At 63.4% G+C, this 18,887-nt stretch carries 19 protein-coding genes; 14 read left to right on the forward strand and 5 right to left on the reverse strand.

Features of this window, described 5'->3' with window-relative positions; all coding sequences use genetic code 11:
- Nucleotides 1-2 precede the first annotated feature (2 nt).
- Entirely contained in the window at nucleotides 3-425 is a 423-nt protein-coding gene (locus tag JNE37_RS19190; protein ID WP_203064358.1) for a VOC family protein, read from the reverse strand.
- Nucleotides 426-611: 186 nt separating this feature from the next.
- Between JNE37_RS19190 and JNE37_RS19195 the strand changes: the two genes are divergently transcribed.
- Entirely contained in the window at nucleotides 612-2,051 is a 1,440-nt protein-coding gene (locus JNE37_RS19195) for a M81 family metallopeptidase (RefSeq protein ID WP_203064360.1), read from the forward strand.
- Between the two features lie 279 nt (nucleotides 2,052-2,330).
- Here the strand turns inward: JNE37_RS19195 and JNE37_RS19200 are convergent, their stop codons facing one another.
- A complete protein-coding gene (locus JNE37_RS19200; RefSeq protein ID WP_203064362.1) occupies nucleotides 2,331-3,026 on the reverse strand; it encodes an HAD family hydrolase in 696 nt (231 codons plus the stop codon).
- Nucleotides 3,027-3,198: 172 nt separating this feature from the next.
- Here JNE37_RS19200 and eno point away from each other — a divergent pair, with 172 nt between their 5' ends.
- Nucleotides 3,199-4,476, forward strand: a complete 1,278-nt coding sequence (gene eno / locus JNE37_RS19205) for a phosphopyruvate hydratase (protein WP_182397352.1) — start codon at nucleotides 3,199-3,201, stop codon at nucleotides 4,474-4,476.
- Here eno and JNE37_RS19210 read toward each other — a convergent pair.
- Nucleotides 4,463-4,933 (reverse strand): low affinity iron permease family protein, encoded by a 471-nt coding sequence (locus JNE37_RS19210; RefSeq protein WP_203064365.1) that lies wholly within the window; start codon nucleotides 4,931-4,933, stop codon nucleotides 4,463-4,465. The two genes, eno and JNE37_RS19210, sit on opposite strands and share 14 nt — an antisense overlap.
- A 136-nt stretch (nucleotides 4,934-5,069) precedes the next feature.
- On the opposite strand from JNE37_RS19210, the gene JNE37_RS19215 reads away from it, so the two are divergent.
- From JNE37_RS19215 to JNE37_RS19255, 9 genes are all read left to right on the forward strand, one after another.
- Nucleotides 5,070-5,465, forward strand: coding sequence for an FtsB family cell division protein (locus JNE37_RS19215; RefSeq protein ID WP_203064367.1), 396 nt, complete (start codon nucleotides 5,070-5,072; stop codon nucleotides 5,463-5,465).
- Nucleotides 5,466-5,585: 120 nt separating this feature from the next.
- On the forward strand, nucleotides 5,586-6,602 hold the full coding sequence (gene pdhA / locus JNE37_RS19220; RefSeq protein WP_052016160.1) for a pyruvate dehydrogenase (acetyl-transferring) E1 component subunit alpha: 1,017 nt from the start codon (nucleotides 5,586-5,588) through the stop codon (nucleotides 6,600-6,602).
- A 59-nt stretch (nucleotides 6,603-6,661) separates the two neighbouring features.
- Nucleotides 6,662-8,032 (forward strand): pyruvate dehydrogenase complex E1 component subunit beta, encoded by a 1,371-nt coding sequence (locus JNE37_RS19225; protein ID WP_203064368.1) that lies wholly within the window; start codon nucleotides 6,662-6,664, stop codon nucleotides 8,030-8,032.
- A gap of 11 nt (nucleotides 8,033-8,043) precedes the next feature.
- Complete coding sequence (locus JNE37_RS19230; protein WP_203064370.1) at nucleotides 8,044-9,432, forward strand: pyruvate dehydrogenase complex dihydrolipoamide acetyltransferase; 1,389 nt, start codon at nucleotides 8,044-8,046, stop codon at nucleotides 9,430-9,432.
- 10 nt (nucleotides 9,433-9,442) lie between these two features.
- Nucleotides 9,443-10,090: an SGNH/GDSL hydrolase family protein gene (locus JNE37_RS19235; protein WP_203064372.1), complete on the forward strand. Its 648-nt coding sequence runs from the start codon at nucleotides 9,443-9,445 to the stop codon at nucleotides 10,088-10,090.
- Between the two features lie 24 nt (nucleotides 10,091-10,114).
- Nucleotides 10,115-11,554 carry a dihydrolipoyl dehydrogenase gene (lpdA, locus tag JNE37_RS19240; RefSeq protein ID WP_203064374.1) on the forward strand — a complete coding sequence of 480 codons (1,440 nt, stop codon included), beginning with the start codon at nucleotides 10,115-10,117 and terminating at the stop codon, nucleotides 11,552-11,554.
- 106 nt (nucleotides 11,555-11,660) lie between these two features.
- Nucleotides 11,661-11,924: a GlsB/YeaQ/YmgE family stress response membrane protein gene (locus tag JNE37_RS19245; protein WP_203064376.1), complete on the forward strand. Its 264-nt coding sequence runs from the start codon at nucleotides 11,661-11,663 to the stop codon at nucleotides 11,922-11,924.
- Nucleotides 11,925-11,966: 42 nt separating this feature from the next.
- Nucleotides 11,967-12,920: a lipoyl synthase gene (gene lipA / locus JNE37_RS19250; RefSeq protein WP_035093880.1), complete on the forward strand. Its 954-nt coding sequence runs from the start codon at nucleotides 11,967-11,969 to the stop codon at nucleotides 12,918-12,920.
- The gene (locus tag JNE37_RS19255) at nucleotides 12,913-13,356 is read left to right on the forward strand and encodes a type II toxin-antitoxin system RatA family toxin (RefSeq protein WP_203064378.1); all 444 of its coding nucleotides are present in this window, start codon (nucleotides 12,913-12,915) and stop codon (nucleotides 13,354-13,356) included. Before lipA ends, JNE37_RS19255 begins: the two co-directional genes overlap by 8 nt.
- Nucleotides 13,357-13,359: 3 nt before the next feature.
- Here the strand turns inward: JNE37_RS19255 and JNE37_RS19260 are convergent, their stop codons facing one another.
- Complete coding sequence (locus JNE37_RS19260; RefSeq protein ID WP_203064387.1) at nucleotides 13,360-13,863, reverse strand: CinA family protein; 504 nt, start codon at nucleotides 13,861-13,863, stop codon at nucleotides 13,360-13,362.
- 1 nt (nucleotide 13,864) lies between these two features.
- Nucleotides 13,865-15,058 carry a bifunctional 2-C-methyl-D-erythritol 4-phosphate cytidylyltransferase/2-C-methyl-D-erythritol 2,4-cyclodiphosphate synthase gene (locus JNE37_RS19265; RefSeq protein ID WP_203064389.1) on the reverse strand — a complete coding sequence of 398 codons (1,194 nt, stop codon included), beginning with the start codon at nucleotides 15,056-15,058 and terminating at the stop codon, nucleotides 13,865-13,867.
- Nucleotides 15,059-15,299: 241 nt separating this feature from the next.
- Between JNE37_RS19265 and dusB the strand changes: the two genes are divergently transcribed.
- Genes dusB through ntrC form a run of 3 tightly spaced genes read left to right on the forward strand, consistent with a single transcriptional unit; the run spans nucleotide 15,300 to nucleotide 18,795 of the window.
- Nucleotides 15,300-16,235 (forward strand): tRNA dihydrouridine synthase DusB, encoded by a 936-nt coding sequence (gene dusB, locus JNE37_RS19270; protein WP_203064391.1) that lies wholly within the window; start codon nucleotides 15,300-15,302, stop codon nucleotides 16,233-16,235.
- The gene (locus JNE37_RS19275; protein ID WP_035038809.1) at nucleotides 16,232-17,350 is read left to right on the forward strand and encodes a two-component system sensor histidine kinase NtrB; all 1,119 of its coding nucleotides are present in this window, start codon (nucleotides 16,232-16,234) and stop codon (nucleotides 17,348-17,350) included. The genes dusB and JNE37_RS19275 overlap by 4 nt, the downstream gene beginning before the upstream one ends.
- Entirely contained in the window at nucleotides 17,347-18,795 is a 1,449-nt protein-coding gene (ntrC, locus tag JNE37_RS19280) for a nitrogen regulation protein NR(I) (RefSeq protein WP_035093875.1), read from the forward strand. Before JNE37_RS19275 ends, ntrC begins: the two co-directional genes overlap by 4 nt.
- Nucleotides 18,796-18,887: the final 92 nt, after the last annotated feature.

Raw genomic sequence — 18,887 nt, forward strand, 5'->3', positions numbered from 1 at the left:
GCTTACCAGTTGACGTTGCGGTCGCCGCCGAGGAATTGAGCGCTTTTGGGCGTGTATTCGAAGAGTTCGATCTTCACGCCGTTGGGGTCTTTGGTCCAGGACTGGTAGGTGTCGTCGATGCCGAACTTCTTGTCAGTTATCTCGACGCCTTGGGCGCGGATATGGGCGATGGCGGCATCCATGTCGTGCACTTCCAGGCACATGTGATTGATGGCGTTCGACTCATCGAACGCGGTGCCGGCCTTCTCGAAGACCTCGATATTGGTGCGATTGCCGACATCGAGGTAGAATCCGTGAAGCTTGCCGTCGCGGATGAAGCGAAACTTCACGTCGATGCCGAGGACGTCGCGGTAGAAGGCCTCGGTGGCAGCCAGATCATCGGTGAAGATGCACATATGGGCCAGTTGCTTGATTATCTTGCTCATCGTCCCCTCCCGAGCGGAATCGCGCCGGGCCTTACGCCGGCACGCAAGCAAGACTTGTCGGGCGAGGTTATGCAAGGGGGCCGTAGACGGCGGGCCGAGACCTGCGATCTTTTCACAAAATGGGCGTTGCGCTGAAAACGGTTTCACTCAATTCTCGATGTAACAATCCTGTCGCACGAGAGAGCCATGCGCATTGCATTCGGTGGTTTCCATATCGAGTCCAGCACCTACAATCCGGTGCTGTCGCGGACCGAGGATTTCACTGTCTATCGAGGTGAGGCGCTGCTGGGGGCGCCGGCCTTCAAGTTTCTGCGCGAGTTCGATGCGACCTTCCTGCCGACGCTGCATGCGCGGGCCGTCCCTGGCGGGCCGATCGCGCGGGAGACCTATGAGGGGTTCAAGCGCGAATTTCTCGAACGGCTGACGGCATATGGGCCGATCGACGGGCTTTACCTCGCGCTGCATGGCGCCGCGTTCGTTGAGGGCATGGAGGATGCGGAGGGGGATTTCGTTGCGGCGGCGCGTGCTGTCGTCGGGCCGGATTGCCCGATCACGGCGAGCTATGACCTGCACGGCAATCTCTCGCAGCGCATCATCGATGGGCTCGACTGCTATTCGACCTATCGCACGGCGCCGCATATCGACGTCGAGGAGACGATGCGGCGGTCGGTGAAGCTACTGGTGCGGACGCTGAGTACGGGCGAGCGGCCGTCGCTGCTATGGTGCCCGATACCGGTGGTGCTGCCCGGAGAAAAGACCTCGACGGAGGATCAGCCGGCGGCAGGCCTCTACGAGCGGCTGCCGGGGATCGATGCAATGCCCGGGATCTGGGACGCATCGCTGATGGTCGGCTATGTCTGGGCCGACGAGCCGCGGGCGACGGCGGCCGTGGTGATGACGGGCACGGATCGCGCGGCAATGGAGCGCGAGGCGGTGAAGCTGGCGCAGGCCTATTGGGACGCACGCGAAGATTTCGCCTTCGGATCGAAGACCGGGAGCATTGCCGAATGCGTGGACTGGGCGATGGCCAGCACGACCCATCCGGTGATCCTGGCGGATTCAGGGGATAATCCGACAGCGGGTGGCGTTGGGGATCGGGCAGACGTGCTGGCGGCGTTGATCGACAAGCGAGCCAAGGGCGTGGTGCTGGCAGGCATTACCGACCGGCCGGCCACGGAAATGGCTTATGAGGCCGGTCTTGGGGCGACTATTCGGGTTTCCATCGGAGCGACGCTGGACGGGGCAGGCAGCGAGCCGGTGGAGGTCGAGGCCAAGGTGGCGTTCCTGCTCGAGGTCGAGGACCCGGCGCTGCGCGAGGCGGTGCTGCAGGTGGGAGGGATTTCGGTGGTCGTGCATTCCAAGCGACGGCCGTATCACAACATCCACGACTTCATCCGGCTGGGGCTCAATCCGATGGATGCGCGGATCGTGGTGGTAAAATCGGGCTACCTGTCGCCGGAACTGGCGCCGATCGCCAACCCTTCGATCATGGCGTTGTCGCCTGGCGTGGTGGATCAGTTTGTCGAGCGGCTGCCGCGGGTGCGGAAGGTAGTGCCGACCTATCCGTTCGATCGGGGATTCGCGTATCGGCCGAAGGTGATCTGGTCGGCGCGGTCGAGCCAGTAATCGCTCCGTGAGAGATAGTGGACGTGCCGGCGTCCTAGGGTCCGTACTCAATAAGTCCCGGCGCCCCCAGAGCGCTTATCTCCCCATCCGACAGATTCCAACGCAAGCGCTGTCCGTCTGCCGCGCCACACCCACTGAACTTCCCCGGCCGCAGAGCCGGGGCCCACGGGTTCCTCCACTCGAGTGGAGGGTGGCAATGGGCCCCGGATCAAGTCCGGGGAAGTCCGGTGATGGGGCGGCCATCGCAACCTCATCTACCGGTGTAATTGAGCACGGACCCTACCGGAGCTTGCCTACGAGGTCCTGCAGTTGGCCGAGGTGCTCGATCTGGCGGAAGCGGGGTTGGGTGGTGGGGGCTTCGATGTGTTCGTAGCTCCAGGTAAGGGCGTGGGGCACGTAGACGCCCCAGCTGCCGGCTTCGATGGCGGGCACGACGTCGGACTTGAGTGAATTGCCGACCATGAGGGCGCGCTCGGGGCCGTCGGCGTGGCGGGAGAAGATCCGGGAATAGGTCGCGGCGTTCTTGTCGCTGACGATCTCGACGGCTTCGAAGAGATCGCCGAGGCCGGATTGGGCCAGTTTGCGCTCCTGGTCGAAGAGGTCGCCCTTGGTGATGAGGATGAGGCGGTAATCGTTCCTGAGGGCTTCGAGAGCGGCCAGTGCATGGGGCAGGGGCTCGATGGGGTGGCTGAGCATTTCGCGGCCCGCGGCGAGGATTTCCGAGAGAACCGAGGCCGGAACCTTGCCATCGGTGACTTCGATGGCGGTTTCCAGCATCGAGAGGGTAAAGCCCTTGATGCCGAAGCCGTAGAGGCCGAGCGTGCGCTTTTCGGTTTCCAGCAGGCGCGCGGAGAGGTCGGTGGGCTCGGCGTAGTCGGCGAGCAATTGGGTGAAGCGGGTCTCGGTCAGGCGGTAGAATTGTTCATTCTGCCAGAGCGTGTCGTCCGCGTCGAAGCCGATTGCCGAGATGCTCATGCCGGTTCTCCCAGTGCCTCAAGCCGCATAGCGGCTAACGTTGTCGTGCGCCAGTTGCTGTTGCATCGTTTGCGCGGCCGAAGAGGTATTTTTGCAGCTCCCTCTTCCAGTTGTCACAAAGCTTCAATATTGAGGGGCCGAACAAGGGCAACCAAGCGTAAAGGGGTCATTCATGTCTGGCATTTTCGACGTTGTCGCGCGGCAGATTTTCGATAGCCGTGGCAATCCTACCGTGGAAGTCGACGTCGTGCTGGACGACGGCAGTTTCGGCCGTGCGGCGGTGCCCTCGGGCGCTTCGACCGGTGCGCATGAAGCCGTGGAACTCCGCGATGGCGGCGAGGCGTTCCTCGGCAAGGGCGTGACCAAGGCGGTCGACAACGTCAACACCATCATCGCCGACGAGATCGAGGGCATGGATGCACTCGACCAGATCGCGCTGGACCAGGCGCTGATCGAACTCGACGGTACCCCGAACAAGTCGCGGCTGGGCGCCAATGCCATTCTCGGCGTGTCGCTGGCGGTGGCCAAGGCCGCGGCGGAATCGAGCGCGCTGCCGTTCTACCGCTATATCGGCGGCCCGAACGCCCACATCCTGCCGGTGCCGATGATGAACATCATCAATGGCGGCGCGCATGCGGACAATCCGATCGACATGCAGGAATTCATGATCCTGCCGGTGGGCGCGGAAAGCATCGCGCATGCCGTCCAGATCGGCTCGGAAATCTTCCACACCCTCAAGAAGGGGCTGCATGCGGAAGGCCACAACACCAATGTGGGTGACGAGGGCGGCTTCGCGCCGAACCTGAAGTCGGCCGAAGAAGCACTGAGCTACATCGTCAAGTCGATCGAGAAGGCCGGTTACAAGCCGGGCGAGGACGTGTTCCTGGGCCTCGATTGCGCTTCGACCGAATACTACAAGAACGGCAAGTACGAGATGGTCGGCGAGGGCAAGTCGCTGTCGTCGGAAGAGAACGTGCGGTTCCTCGAAGGCCTCGTGTCGCGCTTCCCGATCATCACCATCGAAGACGGCATGGCCGAGGACGATTGGGAGGGCTGGAAGGCTCTGACCGATGTGCTGGGCAAGAAGGTGCAGCTGGTGGGCGACGACCTTTTCGTCACCAATACCGAACGCCTCAAGTCGGGCATCAAGATGGGCGTGGCCAACTCGATCCTCGTCAAGGTCAACCAGATCGGTTCGCTCTCCGAGACGCTGGATGCCGTGGATACCGCCCACCGCGCCGGCTACACCTCGGTGATGTCGCACCGCTCCGGCGAGACCGAGGATTCCACGATCGCCGACCTCGCCGTCGCGCTCAATTGCGGGCAGATCAAGACCGGTTCGCTCTCGCGCTCGGATCGGCTGGCCAAGTACAACCAGCTCATCCGTATCGAGGAGATGCTGGAAGGCGCCGCAGTCTATGCCGGCCGGAGCATCCTCAAGGGGCTTTGAGCTTCTGACGACGCGAATGAGACGAGGGCCGGGAGACCGGCCCTTTTTCATGCGCCCTTGCCGGCGGGCGGCGCGGACCTTCGGCCTCGAGCTGATGCTCGGCCTCGACCCGCTGGGTGTTGCATAGCTCGCGGAGCTGGCGGATCTCGTCATCGGTGAGGTGTTCGGCACCGACGAAGCTGTTTTCGGCCTTGGTGGCGAGGATCAGCTCGTCGAGCTTGAGCTGGACGGCGAGGCCATCGCGATTCTGGGAGCTTTGCAGCACGAAAACCATCAGGAAGGTGATGATGGTGGTGCCGGTGTTGATCACCAGCTGCCAGGTTTCCGAGAAACCGAAGAGCGGGCCGCTTATGGCCCAGACGACCACGAGCAGGACGGCGACTACGAAGGTGGTGGGCTGGCCGGTGGCTTTGGAAACCGCGTGCGACATGCGGTTGAAGAGATCGTGAATTCGCATTTCCGGTCCGAAGCTGATTGCGTGCTCGGACAACCGATGAGGGGCAGGGACGTTCCCTTGCGCATTTTTCGCCTAAACCCGGTCTTAACCGTAAGGCTCGCATAATGTTGGTCACCTCATCTGCTACCGTATGCCCATGCCGACTCGTCTCAAACGCCCTGCATTCTGGCGCCCGCTCGCGGTAACCGTCGCGTTGGTCGGTTTTCAGGGCTATCTCGGATACAGCGCCCTCAACGGGCAGTTCGGCACGCTCAGCCAGGAGCAGATGAAGGCTGATATCGAGGAACTCAAGGCAGAGTCCTCGGTGCTGCAGGCCGAAATCGATTCCTATCGGCACCGGGCCAGCCTTTTCGACGCTTCGCGCCTCGATCCCGACATCCTGACCGAGCAGGCCCGCGCATTGCTGAGCATGGCGCGACCGGAAGATATCGTGGTGATGGTTGATGAGAGCGGTAAACCTGTTTTAGGTTCATCGTCTAAATTAGCTGAACAGCAGTTAACCAATCTTATCCAAGGTAATTCAGGTAGATAGCGTGTTTTGCTAGCGCGAAACATCGTTTGTGCCCTGCGACACTCTTGCGCTATTGTCCGCGGCTGTGGCCTACTGAGGTCACGGTTACAGCGGCATTCCACACTATTCGGAGCATAGCCCATGGCGCGCAAGGCGACGGTGGCCTCAAAGGCCCAAACGAACGTCCCTGAACTCACCAAGGAACAGGAACTTTCCGCCTATCGCGACATGCTTCTGATCCGGCGCTTCGAAGAGAAGGCCGGTCAGCTTTACGGCATGGGCCTGATCGGCGGTTTCTGCCATCTCTATATCGGCCAGGAAGCCGTGGTGACCGGCATCACCATGGCGAGTAAAAAGGGCGAAGACGCCCAGATCACGGGCTACCGCGATCACGGCCATATGCTGGTGATGGGGCTGGACCCCAAGGGCGTGATGGCCGAACTCACCGGACGCCAGGGCGGCCTGTCGAAAGGCAAAGGCGGCTCGATGCACATGTTCTCGAACGAGCATCGCTTCTACGGCGGCAACGGCATCGTGGGTGCGCAGGTGAGCCTGGGCACGGGCCTGGCCTTTGCCAGCCAGTATCGCGGCGATGGCACGGTGAGCCTTGCCTATTTCGGCGACGGTGCGTCGAACCAGGGGCAGGTCTATGAGAGCTTCAACATGGCCAAGCTCTGGAACCTGCCGGTCGTCTATATCATCGAGAATAACCATTACGGCATGGGCACCTCGCTCGAGCGTGCCGCATCCACCACGGACCTGTCCCAGCGCGGTCGTTCGTTCGACATTCCGGGCGAGCAGGTCGACGGCATGGACGTGCGTATGGTCTATGACGCCGCCAAGCGCGCCATCGAGCACGCGCGGAGCGGCAAGGGCCCGTATATCCTCGAAATGCTGACCTATCGCTATCGCGGCCACTCCATGTCCGACCCGGCCAAGTACCGGTCCAAGGAAGAAGTGCAGACGATGCGCGCCGAGCATGATGCGATCGAGCAAAGCAAGCAGCGCATCCTCGAAAAGCGCTACGGCACCGAGGAAAGCCTCAAGGCCATCGAGGCCGAGGTTCGCGCCATCGTCACGGAAGCCGCCGACTTTGCGACCAACGATCCCGAGCCGGATGTGTCCGAGCTCTGGACCGATATCACGCTTCCGGCCTGACCCAAGACATTCCCCGCAAGCCGGCGCTCGGAAGCGCGGCGATACGGCAGGAGACCTAAATGCCCAATATTCTGATGCCCGCCCTGTCGCCGACGATGGAAGAGGGCAAACTGGCCAAGTGGCTCGTCAAGGAAGGCGACATCGTATCGCCCGGCGACGTATTGGCCGAGATCGAGACCGACAAGGCGACGATGGAAGTCGAATCCATCGATAGCGGCACCGTCAAGAAGCTGCTGGTTGCCGAAGGTACGGAAGGCGTCAAGGTCAATACGCCGATCGCGCTGGTGCTGGCGGAAGGCGAGCAGGTTGGCGACGAGCAGCCGGCCGAGCCGACGACCAAGCCGGAAGTGGTGGCCGAGACGGTCCCCGCGGTTGTGGCGGCTCCCGCCGCCGGCGCGCCGACCTTCGTGCCTGCCGCCGACCCGGATCTGCCGGCCAATGTCGAATATGTCGAGATGACGGTGCGCGAAGCGCTGCGCGAGGCCATGGCCGAGGAAATGCGCCGCGACCCGGACATCTTCATCATGGGTGAGGAAGTCGCCCAGTACCAGGGTGCCTACAAGGTGACCCAGGGCCTGCTCGACGAATTCGGCGAGAAGCGAGTCATCGACACCCCGATTACCGAGCATGGCTTTGCCGGCTTGGGCGTCGGCGCGGCCTTCGCAGGTCTTCGCCCGATCATCGAGTTCATGACCTGGAACTTCGCCATGCAGGCGATCGACCAGATCATCAACTCGGCCGCCAAGCAGCTCTATATGTCCGGCGGGCAGGTGACTGCGCCCATCGTGTTCCGCGGTCCCAACGGCGTCGCCTCTCGCGTTGCCGCCCAGCACAGCCAGGATTATTCGGCCTGGTACTCGCACATTCCGGGCCTGACCGTGGTCGCCCCGTTCAGCGCGGCTGACGCCAAGGGCCTGCTCAAGGCGGCGATCCGCTCGAACAACCCGATCGTCTTCCTCGAAAACGAAATCCTCTACGGCTCGACCGGCCTCGTGCCCAAGGTCGACGACTACGTGCTGCCGATCGGCAAGGCGCGCATCGTCCGCGAGGGCAAGGACGCGACCATCGTCTCCTTCTCCATGGGCATGCGCTACGCGTTGCAGGCCACTGAGAAGCTGGTTGCCGAGGGCATTGACGTCGAACTCATCGACCTGCGCACGCTGCGCCCGATGGACAGCGCCGCGGTCATCGAATCCGTCAAGAAGACCGGCCGCCTCGTGACGGTTGAAGAAGGCTGGCCACAGGGCGGCATCGGTGCCGAACTCGCAGCGCGCGTGATGGAAGGCGCCTTCGACTATCTCGACGCCCCCGTGACTCGCGTCACCGGCAAGGATGTGCCGATGCCTTACGCCGCCAACCTCGAAAAGCTGGCCCTGCCGAACGTCGATGAGGTCGTCGCGGCGGTCAAGGCCGTGACCTATCGGAACTGAGAGAGGCTTTCATGAGCATCAACATCACCATGCCGGCGCTCTCTCCGACGATGGAAGAGGGCAAGCTTGCCAAGTGGCACGTCAAGGAAGGCGATAGCGTTTCCTCCGGTGACGTGATCGCCGAAATCGAGACCGACAAGGCCACGATGGAAGTCGAGGCCGTGGACGAAGGCAAGATCGGCAAGATCGTCGTGGCCGAGGGCACCGAGGGCGTGAAAGTCAATTCGGTCATCGCCATCCTGTTGCAGGAAGGCGAGAGCGCCGATGCCGTGGCCAAGGCCCCGGCGGCTCCGGCTCCCAAGGCCGCTGCGCCGGCACCCGCTGCCGCAGCGCCCGCTCCGGCCGTGCAGTCGACTGCTACGGGTTCCGCAGTAGCCGCGCCGGCTGAGCGCGCCGCTCTGGTGGACAAAGTGGCCCAGCTTGGCAGCACGCTGCAGCAGGCTGCCAATACCAACGGGTCGCGCATCTTCGCTTCGCCGCTCGCTCGTCGCCTGGCCAAGGAAGCCGGCATCGACGTGTCCGCCATTTCCGGCACCGGTCCGCATGGCCGCGTGGTCAAGGCTGACGTCGAGGCTGTGAAGTCGGGCAAGTCGTCGCTCAAGGCTCCGGCACCCGCCGCAGCGGCTTCCGCTCCGGCCGGCGCTGCAATTGCGGGTGGCATGACCAAGGCCCAGGTTCTCGCTCTCTATCCCGAGGGCAGCTATGAGGCCGTGCCGAACGACGGCATGCGCAAGACTGTCGCCGCGCGCCTCACCGAGAGCAAGCAGACGGTTCCGCATTTCTACCTGACGCTCGACTGCAAGATCGACGCGTTGCTCGCCGCCCGCGAGCAGATCAACTTCGCCGCGCCCAAGTCCAAGGACGGCAAGCCGGAGTACAAGCTCTCGGTCAACGACTTCGTCATGAAGGCCTGGGCCGTGGCGCTCCAGCGCGTTCCGGCTGCCAACGCGACCTGGGCCGGGGACTCGATCCTCTACCACAAGCGTTCGGACGTGGCCGTTGCGGTCGCCGTACCCGGCGGTCTCTTCACCCCGGTGGTCAAGTCGGCCGACACCAAGTCGCTGCGCGAGATATCCGAGGAAGTGAAGGACCTCGCCGGTCGCGCCCGCAACAAGAAGCTGGCTCCGCACGAATACCAGGGCGGTTCGACCTCGGTTTCCAACCTCGGCATGTTCGGCATCCGCGAATTCGCCGCCGTCATCAACCCGCCGCACGGCACGATCCTCGCGGTCGGCGTCGGCGAAGAGCGCGTCTATGCGGACAAGGGCCAGGTCAAGGTCGGCAACTTCATGACCGTGACCCTCTCCTGCGACCACCGCGCCGTCGACGGTGCGCTCGGCGCGGAAGTCCTCGGCGTCTTCAAGGGCCTGATCGAAAATCCCGTCATGATGCTGGCTTAAGGGCAGGGCGATGAAGAACATCCTCGCCTATGGCGACAGCCTGACGTTTGGCGCCAGCCCGCTTCCGAACGGCCCGCGCCATGCCTATGAGGACCGTTGGGCCAGCCGGCTTGAGGCGGGACTCGAGGGCAAGGCGCGCGTCTTCGCCGAGGGGTTGGGCGGGCGAACGACCGTCTTCGACGACTGGGCGGCCAATTTCGAGCTCAACGGCGCCAAGACGCTCCCGGTAATGCTGGCCACGCATTCGCCGCTGGACCTGGTGATCCTGTTCCTGGGCACCAATGACCTGAAGCCCTACATCAACGGCAGCGCGTTGCAGGCCTCGTTCGGCGTGCGTCGGCTGATCCAGGTCATCCGCGGGCATTTCGGGGCTCTGCTCGAGCCGATTCCGCACATCATGATCGTGGCCCCGCCGCATCTCGTGGCGTCGGCCAACAGCGACGTGATCGAGCGCTTCGGCGGCAGCAACGGCATCGCGCAGTCGCAGACTTTCGCGAGTCATTATGCAAAGCGCGCAGCGGAGCTGGGCGTGGCGTTCTTCGACGCCTCGACTGTCGCCAAGGCGGACCCGGCTGACGGCGTTCACCTCGACGCGCGAAACACACGTGCTATCGGCGACGGCCTCGTGCCGGTCGTCAAATCACTGCTCGGCCTCTAGGCCTGCCAACTCCAAGAGGAGCCCATGGCTGACTCATACGATCTGATTGTCATCGGTGCCGGTCCCGGCGGTTACGTCGCGGCCATCCGCGCGGCCCAGCTGGGCATGAAGACCGCCATCATCGAGCGCGAGCACATGGCCGGCATCTGCTCGAACTGGGGTTGTATCCCGACCAAGGCGCTGCTGCGCTCGGCCGAGATCTACAGCCACATGGGCCACGCCAAGGATTACGGCCTCAGCGCCGAGAAGTTCGGCTTCGACATCGACGCCATCGTCAAGCGCTCGCGCGCCATCGCCGGCCAGATGAACAACGGCGTCCAGTTCCTCATGAAGAAGAACAAGGTCGACATCATCTGGGGCGAAGCCGCGCTGACCTCGGCAAACGAGATCAAGGTGGTCAAAACCACCAAGAAGCCGATGGAGCCGCAATGGCCGGCGCCCAAGAACACGCTGGGCGAGGGCACCTACAAGGCCAAGAACATCATCATCGCCACCGGCGCGCGTCCGCGCGTGCTCCCGGGCATCGAGCCCGATGGCGACAAGATCTGGACCTATTTCGAGGCGATGAAGCCGGCTGCCATGCCCAAGTCGCTCGCCATCATGGGTTCGGGCGCCATCGGTATCGAGTTCGCCTCGTTCTACCGCTCGCTGGGCGCCGAAGTGACGGTGATCGAGCTGCTGCCGCAGATCTTGCCGGTGGAAGATGCCGAGATCGCCGCCCATGTGCGCAAGCGCATGGAAAAGCGCGGCATCAAGTTCATGACCGACGCCAAGGTGTCCAAGGTTGAAAAGACCAAGGACGGCATCGTCGCCAGCGTCGAGTTCAAGGACGGCAAGACCACCACGGTCGCGGCCGACAAGCTGATCTCGGCCGTCGGCGTGCAGTGCAACACCGAGAACCTCGGGCTCGAGAAGGTGGGCGTCAAGATCGACCGCGGCGCCATCGTCATCGACGGATACGGACGCACGAGCGTGCCGGGCGTCTGGGCCATCGGCGACGTCGCCGGCCCGCCGATGCTCGCGCACAAGGCCGAGCACGAGGCTGTCGTCACCGTCGAGACCATTGCGGGCCTCAAGACCCATGGGCTCGACAAGAGCAAGGTGCCGGGCTGCACCTATTGCGAGCCGCAGGTGGCGAGCGTGGGGCTGACCGAGGCCAAGGCCAAGGAAGCCGGACGCGACATCAAGGTCGGCCGCTTCCCGTTCATCGGCAACGGCAAGGCCATTGCGCTGGGCGAGCCGGATGGCCTGGTCAAGACCATCTTCGACGCCAAGACCGGCGAGCTCCTCGGAGCCCATATGGTCGGCGCGGAGGTGACCGAGCTTATCCAGGGCTTTGTGATCTCGATGAACCTCGAGACCACCGAGGAAGAACTCATCCACACCATCTTCCCGCATCCGACCCTGAGCGAGACGATGAAGGAAAGCGTGCTCGATGCCTATGGGCGCGCGCTCAACATCTGAGGCTTGAAGCGCGGGCTGCTACAGGCGATATGTCAGTGGCATTTTCACGGGGGACGCGAAGATGGCTGTTCCGCAGCGCAGAAATACAGGACCTGAAGGTTTCGCCATGAGCATCAATGCCCGCGCGCTCGTCATCTTCCTGGCCATTGGCCTCGTGGCCGGTTGGCTTGCGGGGCTGGTCGTGGGCGGCTCGGGCGGGCTGTTCGGCTCGCTGCTCAAGGGCGTGATCGGCGCGTTCGTGGGCGGCTATCTGTTTGCGGCGCTCAATATCAATCTGGGGATCAAGAACACTATCGTGACCCAGATCATTACTGCGACGGTGGGTGCCATCGTCGTGGTGCTGGCGGCAAGGCTCATCGCCGGCGCCTGATCCACCCTGGGGAGGGTTGGCGAGGAGAGTTAAGAGGTACTCGTGGTTACCCTGATCGACAATACGGGCGTCGAACGCCCGCGCCACCCCGAAAAGGCCAACCGGCCCGAAACGGTCATGCTGCGCAAGCCGGACTGGATTCGCGTCCGCGCGCCCGGTTCGCCGGTCTACAACGAAACCAAGCAGATCGTGCGCGAGAACAATCTCGTGACGGTGTGCGAGGAAGCCGGTTGCCCCAATATCGGGGAGTGCTGGTCCAAGAAGCATGCGACCATGATGATCATGGGCGAGATTTGCACGCGCGCCTGCGCCTTCTGCAACGTGCGCACCGGCCTGCCGCTGGCGCTCGATCCGCATGAGCCGGAGAACGTGGCCAAGGCCGTGCAGAAGCTCGGGCTCGAGCATGTGGTCATCACCTCGGTCGATCGTGACGACCTGCCCGATGGCGGTGCGCACCACTTTGCCGACGTGATCTATGCGATCCGCGAGAAGAACCCGACCACGACCATCGAAATCCTGACGCCGGACTTCCTGCGCAAGGAAGGCGCGCTGGAAGTCGTCGTGAAAGCCAAGCCCGACGTCTTCAACCACAACCTCGAAACCGTGCCGAGCAAGTACCTCAAGGTGCGGCCGGGTGCGCGGTATTTCCACTCGATCCGGCTGCTGCAGCGGGTCAAGGAACTCGATCCCACCATGTTCACCAAGTCGGGGATCATGGTTGGCCTTGGCGAGGAGCGCAACGAAGTGCTCCAGCTTATGGATGATCTGCGCAGCGCCGATGTCGATTTCCTGACTATCGGCCAGTACCTGCAGCCGACGCGCAAGCACCATCCGGTGATCAGCTTTGTCACCCCCGACGAATTCAAGTCCTACGCGACGGTCGCGCAGACCAAGGGCTTCCTGCTGGTGTCGTCGAGCCCACTGACTCGGTCTTCACACCATGCCGGCGAGGATTTCGCCAAGCTGCGTGCCGCACGATTGGCCAAGCATGCCTGATCTCTACCTGGAGCGGCACGTTCCGCATCTGGCCGACAGGATGTTCGATCTTGTGGCGGACCTGGAGAGCTATCCGCGCTTCATCCCCAATTGCAGCGCCATGATCGTGAAAAAGGATTTTGGCGCTCCCGGGGACGTTCGCTTCGCAAAGATGACGATCCGGTTCGGGCCGGTGACGCAGGCCTATACGAGCCGAGTGACGCTCGATCTCGAGGCGCGCACGATCGCGGCCAAGGCGGTAGATGGGCCTTTTGCCTATCTCAACAGCCAGTGGACGCTGGAACCCGAGGGGCAGGGCACGCGTGTGCGCTTCGACATCGACTTCAAGATTTCCAACCCGCTGATCGCGGCCGTGGCCGAGCCGGCCTTTGCGGCCAAGCAGGAGGAAATCATCAACGCGTTCGTCGAAGAGGCAGATCGCCGGTTCGGCGAATAGGCCTCAGTGCTCTTCCGGCTTGGCAAGGGTTTCGAGCACCATCTTGAGGGCGGTCTCGACGCTGGCCTGGCGAATGGCCTCGCGGCCGATATCGCCGAAGCGCATTTCCTTGACGTCGGTGCCGTCCTTGGTGGCGACGGCGAAGTAGACCAGGCCGACCGGCTTGCGCTCGGTGCCGCCGCTCGGGCCGGCTACGCCGGTGATGCTGACGGCAATATCGGTGCGAGCGGTGTTCCGGGCGCCGTCGGCCATTGCGCGGGCCACCGGGGCTGAAACCGCACCGTGATCCTGGATCATGCGCGCCGGCACGCCGATCATTCGGGACTTGGCGGAGTTGGAATAGGTGACGAAGCCACCGTAAAAAGCTTCGGAAGAGCCGGGAATGGCGGTGATGGCGCCGGAGAGCAGGCCGCCCGTACAGCTTTCAGCCGTCGCCAGCGTCATCTTGCGGGAAACAAGCGTTTCGATGACCTCTTTGGCGGGGTCAGGCGCCTGCTTGCCTGCCATGTCAGTCTATCCGCGGCAGTTCGATACTTGCGCTAGCCATGGCGACAATGCCCTCCTCGCGGCCCGTAAAGCCCAGTCTTTCGCTGGTCGTGGCCTTGATAGTGACGCGGGATGGCGTGATCGCGCAAGCCGTTGCAATTACCTCCCGCATTGCGGGAACATGCGCCGCGATACGCGGAGATTCGGCTACGATGGTGGCGTCGAGGTTGACGATACGGCCGCCGCGCACTGCGACCAGCCCCGCTGCATGCTCAAGGAAGATGACCGATGCGGCCCCGCGCCATTGCGGATCGCTGGGCGGGAAATGCGTGCCGATGTCGCCTTCGCCCAGCGCGCCATAGATGGCATCGGTGATGGCGTGGAGGGCCACGTCGGCATCCGAATGGCCCTTGAGCCTGGCGGTGTGCGGAATCTTGACGCCACCCAGCCATACCGCGTCGCCAGGCTCGAATTCGTGGACGTCGAATCCGGTACCGACGCGAGTTTCCATGGCTTGAGCTCCTGCGATCATGCGTTCAGCCCGCTCGAAGTCTTCCGGCAGGGTGATCTTGATGTTGTTGGCGTTGCCCGGCGTGATGGCGACGCGCAGCCCGGCCCATTCGGCAATGGCGGCATCGTCGGTGAATTCACGGGGCAGGGTGCTGGCGCGCATATGCGCGGAGAGAATCTGCGGGAAGCGGAAACCCTGCGGCGTCTGGGCGGCGAAGAGGACGCGCCTGTCTTCGGTCGAGACGACATTGATGCCGTCCGGCGCTTTCTTGATGGTATCGGTGACCGGCATGGCCGGCAACGCGGCTTCGTGGTCGGCAAGGCCGGCGATGACGCCGTGGACCAGCTTGGCGTCTACAAAGGGGCGCGCGGCGTCCTGAATCAGGACGAGGTCGGGTCGAATCTTTCCCAGCGCCATGAGGCCCGCAAGGACCGAGGACTGGCGGGTGGCGCCGCCGGTGACGGCGGGCAGGAGGCGGTCATCGGCGAGGCCTAGGGCGGCGTAGCGCGCGGCGTGATCGGGGTGGATGACCGGGACAACCGCGGAAATCTCTGGAATATCCAGAAGGGCGCGGATGGTGCGCGTCAGCACAGGGATGCCATGCACCAGGCGATATTGCTTGGGCTCGGTCTCTCCATTAGCGCTGGCACGTTCGCCTTTGCCTGCGGCGACGACGATTGCGGCGATGGAGCGGGCGCGAGTCACGGACAGCCTTGATTGATTATGACGTTGCAGTGGGTCTAAAGGCCATCACCCGGACCAGCAAGGCCGATTGTGCACCGGCGCTGCGCCTGCGACGCATAGGGTGTTGCGCAAGCTCGATATTTGATTATTGTTCGGGCATTCCCGTCAAGTTGAGCAATTTGGGGGCAGATTTTTGAGTTCGATTGCCCGTGGGATAAGCATTGGCGACCATGCGCTTCCCAACAAAGCATTTCTTGCCCCGATGGCGGGGATTACCGATCGCCCGTTCCGCACCATAGCCGAGCGCCATGGCGCAGGCCTTGTCGTTTCGGAGATGATTGCGAGCTCGGCGCTGGCAGCAGCGCAGAACGACATGGTTCGCCGGCTCAACAAGCGCGAGGGGCGGCTGCCGCATGTGGTGCAGCTTGCCGGATGCGAGGCGGAGTGGATGCAGCGCGGGGCGGAGATCGCCTGCGATGCCGGCGCCGATATTCTAGATATCAATTTCGGTTGTCCCGCCAAGCGCGTAACCAATGGCTTTGCCGGCTCGGCGCTGATGCGGGTGCCGGATCAGGCGCTCAAGCTGGTGGAAACGGTGGTTTCGGCGACGTCTTTGCCGGTGACGGTCAAGATGCGGCTGGGCTGGGATGATGATTGCCTCAACGCTGCGCAGATCGCGCGCGACGCGGTCAATGCCGGGGTCAAGATGATCACGGTGCACGGGCGCACGCGGCAGCAATTCTACAAGGGCACGGCGCGCTGGGAGTTGGTGCGGGCGGTCGTCGAGGCCGTCGATGTGCCGGTGGTGGTGAATGGCGACGTGGTCGACCTGGCGAGCGCGCGCGAGGCCTTGCAGCAGTCCGGCGCGGCTGCGGTGATGCTGGGGCGCGGAGCGCAGGGGCGGCCGTGGGTGGTCGGGCAGATCGGGGCGGCGCTGGCGGGCGAACAGGTGCCCGAGGCGCCGGCGGGCGATGAGCTGACCGAACTGATCGCCGTGCACTACGAGGACATGATGTCCGAATACGGCACGCATGTCGGCGTCCGGGCGGCCCGCAAGCACCTGGATTGGTATCTCGAAGCGCTGGGCATCGTGCTCGATAAGCCGACGCGGCATGGGCTGCTCAATGCGGAGAGCCCCGAGGCAGTTCTGGCGATGATCCCGGAAATCTATTCGGGCAATTGGAGGGAGGCGGCATGAGCGGCGAGGCCATTGGTATTGCGGCCTCCGTTCTCCAGGCGCTTCCGCAGCCGGTGATCGTCTGCGACACGGACAACACCATAGTGTTCGTGAACTATGCAGCGGAGGCCTTCTTCGGCGCTTCGCTGAGCGTTCTGGCACGACAGAAACTCAACGATCTCATCGCGTTCGGCTCGCCCATTCTCAATCTGGTCGAGACGGTCAACAGCCGACGATCGCCAATGACGGAATATCGCGTTTCGGTCGATTCTTCCCGGTTCGGGGAGGAGCGGATCGTTGATGTCTATGCGAGCCCGATTTCCGATACCGATGGTCGCGTCACGCTGCTCTTCCAGGAGCGGACGATGGCCGACAAGATCGACCGGCAACTGGTTTCGCGCGGCGCGGCTCGGTCGGTGACGGGACTGGCCTCGATGCTGGCCCATGAGATCAAGAACCCGCTTTCCGGCATTCGCGGTGCCGCGCAATTGCTGGAGCAGACGGTTTCGGAAGAGGAAGTGCCGCTGGCGCGGCTGATCCGCGAGGAAACCGATCGCATCGTCGATCTCATCGATCGCGTCGAGATTTTCGGCGACGACAGGCCGCTGGAGCGGGAGCCGATCAACATCCACGTGGTGCTCGATCGGGTGAAGCTGCTTGCGCGGAACGGGGTGGCGCGGGGCATCTCCTTCTCGGAAGAGTACGATCCGTCGCTGCCGCCGGTGTTCGGCAACCGGGACCAGCTCATCCAGGTGTTCCTGAACCTCGTCAAGAATGCCTCGGAAGCGCTTGAGCGAACGGCGAAGCCGGAGATTCGGTTCTCGACAGCCTTCCGGCCGGGCATCCGTATTGCCGTTACGGGAATCGCGGAGCGCATCTCGCTGCCGCTCGAAATCGTCATCGAGGACAACGGGCCGGGGGTGCCCTCGGACATCCTGCCGTTCCTTTTCGATCCGTTCGTGACCACCAAGGCCAATGGCTCTGGGCTTGGGTTGGCGCTTGTTGCCAAGATCGTGGGTGACCATGGCGGGGTCATCGACTGCGACAGCAGGCCGGGGCGCACGCGGTTCCGCATTCTATTGCCGGTGGCGACGGCCGGCATTCCGTCTGACTTCCAAGAGGCTTTGACCAGATGAGTGGCCACACCGTTCTACTTGCCGATGACGATGCGGCGATCCGTATGGTCCTCAACCAGGCGCTGACGCGCGCGGGCTACGAGGTGCGGCCGACGGGAAACATGTCCACGATGTGGAACTGGGTCAGTCGCGGGGAAGGTGATCTGCTGATTACCGATGTGCACATGCCGGACGGCAATGCCTTCGACATCATGCCCAAGATCAAGAAGCTGCGCCCGGACATGCCGATGATCGTGATGAGCGCGCAGAATACGTTCATGACGGCGATCCGGGCGTCCGAGGTCGGGGCTTATGAATACCTACCCAAGCCGTTCGATATCACCGAGGTGCTGTCGGTGGTGCAGCGGGCATTGGCAGATGCCAAGAAGCCGGCTCCGCGGGATCGCAATGTCGAGGATGCGGGCGATGCCATGCCGCTGGTGGGGCGTTCGCCGGCGATGCAGGACATCTATCGCGCGCTGGCGCGGCTGATGCAGACCGACCTCACGGTGATGGTGACGGGCGAAAGCGGGACCGGCAAGGAACTGGTGGCGCGGGCGCTGCACGAGTTCGGCAAGCGCCGGAATGGCCCGTTCGTGGCCATCAACATGGCGGCGATACCGCGTGACCTCATCGAGGCCGAGCTTTTCGGCCACGAGAAGGGGGCCTTTACCGGCGCGACGGCGCGGTCGTCGGGGCGGTTCGAGCAGGCCGAGGGCGGCACGCTCTTCCTCGACGAAATCGGCGATATGCCGATGGATGCACAAACGCGGCTGCTGCGTGTGCTGCAGGAAGGCGAGTATACGATGGTGGGCGGGCGCACCCCGCTCAAGACCAATGTGCGCATCGTGGCGGCGACGCATCGCGACCTCAGCCAGATGATCCGGCAGGGACTGTTCCGCGAGGATCTTTACTATCGCCTCAACGTCGTGCCGATCCGGCTGCCGCCGCTGCGGGAGCGCGTTGATGATATCGGCGATCTGGTGTCGCATTTCCTGATGGCGGCGCAGCGCGATGGCGAGCCGATCAAGACGATCTCGACGGATGCGATCCGCGTGATGCAGGACTATTCGTGGCCGGGCAACGTGCGTGAGCTGGAGAACCTCGTCCGGCGACTCGTGGCGCTCTATGCCGACGAGAGCATTTCGGCGGAAGTCGTTGAGACGGAACTCAATATCGGCGAGAAGCCGGTGGTTACGGCGGCCACTGGTCCAGTGGATGTCTCGACTGCGGTCGAGGCGCATGTGGCGCAATTGCTGCGGGAATACGAGCCCAAGCTGCCGCCGGCCGGGCTCTACCAGCGGGTGCTCGACAGGGTCGAGGCGCCACTGATCGCCATGGCGCTCAATGCGTGCGCGGGCAACCAGATCAAGGCGGCGGAGTTGCTGGGGCTCAATCGCAATACGCTGCGCAAGAAAATCCGGACGCACAGTATCGAGATCGTGAAGCATTCGCGGCGGAGCTGAGACCTTCCTGCATCGCGCGCAAGCGGATGGTTAAGCATTTCTGAGTAAGATTTACCGGATAAGGCACGAAATATGCGGGCAGGAGCCGGGGG

Source organism: Paradevosia shaoguanensis, assembly GCF_016801025.1.
Taxonomy (GTDB): domain Bacteria; phylum Pseudomonadota; class Alphaproteobacteria; order Rhizobiales; family Devosiaceae; genus Paradevosia; species Paradevosia shaoguanensis.

What these genes read in the sequence shown, in the direction of transcription:
- JNE37_RS19190 (WP_203064358.1), bottom strand. Translation starts at nt 425, where the DNA reads ATGAGCAAGATAATCAAGCAACTGGCCCATATGTGCATCTTCACCGAT.
- JNE37_RS19195 (WP_203064360.1), top strand. Translation starts at nt 612, where the DNA reads ATGCGCATTGCATTCGGTGGTTTCCATATCGAGTCCAGCACCTACAAT.
- JNE37_RS19200 (WP_203064362.1), bottom strand. Translation starts at nt 3,026, where the DNA reads ATGAGCATCTCGGCAATCGGCTTCGACGCGGACGACACGCTCTGGCAG.
- eno (WP_182397352.1), top strand. Translation starts at nt 3,199, where the DNA reads ATGTCTGGCATTTTCGACGTTGTCGCGCGGCAGATTTTCGATAGCCGT.
- JNE37_RS19210 (WP_203064365.1), bottom strand. Translation starts at nt 4,933, where the DNA reads ATGCGAATTCACGATCTCTTCAACCGCATGTCGCACGCGGTTTCCAAA.
- JNE37_RS19215 (WP_203064367.1), top strand. Translation starts at nt 5,070, where the DNA reads ATGCCGACTCGTCTCAAACGCCCTGCATTCTGGCGCCCGCTCGCGGTA.
- pdhA (WP_052016160.1), top strand. Translation starts at nt 5,586, where the DNA reads ATGGCGCGCAAGGCGACGGTGGCCTCAAAGGCCCAAACGAACGTCCCT.
- JNE37_RS19225 (WP_203064368.1), top strand. Translation starts at nt 6,662, where the DNA reads ATGCCCAATATTCTGATGCCCGCCCTGTCGCCGACGATGGAAGAGGGC.
- JNE37_RS19230 (WP_203064370.1), top strand. Translation starts at nt 8,044, where the DNA reads ATGAGCATCAACATCACCATGCCGGCGCTCTCTCCGACGATGGAAGAG.
- JNE37_RS19235 (WP_203064372.1), top strand. Translation starts at nt 9,443, where the DNA reads ATGAAGAACATCCTCGCCTATGGCGACAGCCTGACGTTTGGCGCCAGC.
- lpdA (WP_203064374.1), top strand. Translation starts at nt 10,115, where the DNA reads ATGGCTGACTCATACGATCTGATTGTCATCGGTGCCGGTCCCGGCGGT.
- JNE37_RS19245 (WP_203064376.1), top strand. Translation starts at nt 11,661, where the DNA reads ATGAGCATCAATGCCCGCGCGCTCGTCATCTTCCTGGCCATTGGCCTC.
- JNE37_RS19255 (WP_203064378.1), top strand. Translation starts at nt 12,913, where the DNA reads ATGCCTGATCTCTACCTGGAGCGGCACGTTCCGCATCTGGCCGACAGG.
- JNE37_RS19260 (WP_203064387.1), bottom strand. Translation starts at nt 13,863, where the DNA reads ATGGCAGGCAAGCAGGCGCCTGACCCCGCCAAAGAGGTCATCGAAACG.
- dusB (WP_203064391.1), top strand. Translation starts at nt 15,300, where the DNA reads ATGGCGGGGATTACCGATCGCCCGTTCCGCACCATAGCCGAGCGCCAT.
- JNE37_RS19275 (WP_035038809.1), top strand. Translation starts at nt 16,232, where the DNA reads ATGAGCGGCGAGGCCATTGGTATTGCGGCCTCCGTTCTCCAGGCGCTT.
- ntrC (WP_035093875.1), top strand. Translation starts at nt 17,347, where the DNA reads ATGAGTGGCCACACCGTTCTACTTGCCGATGACGATGCGGCGATCCGT.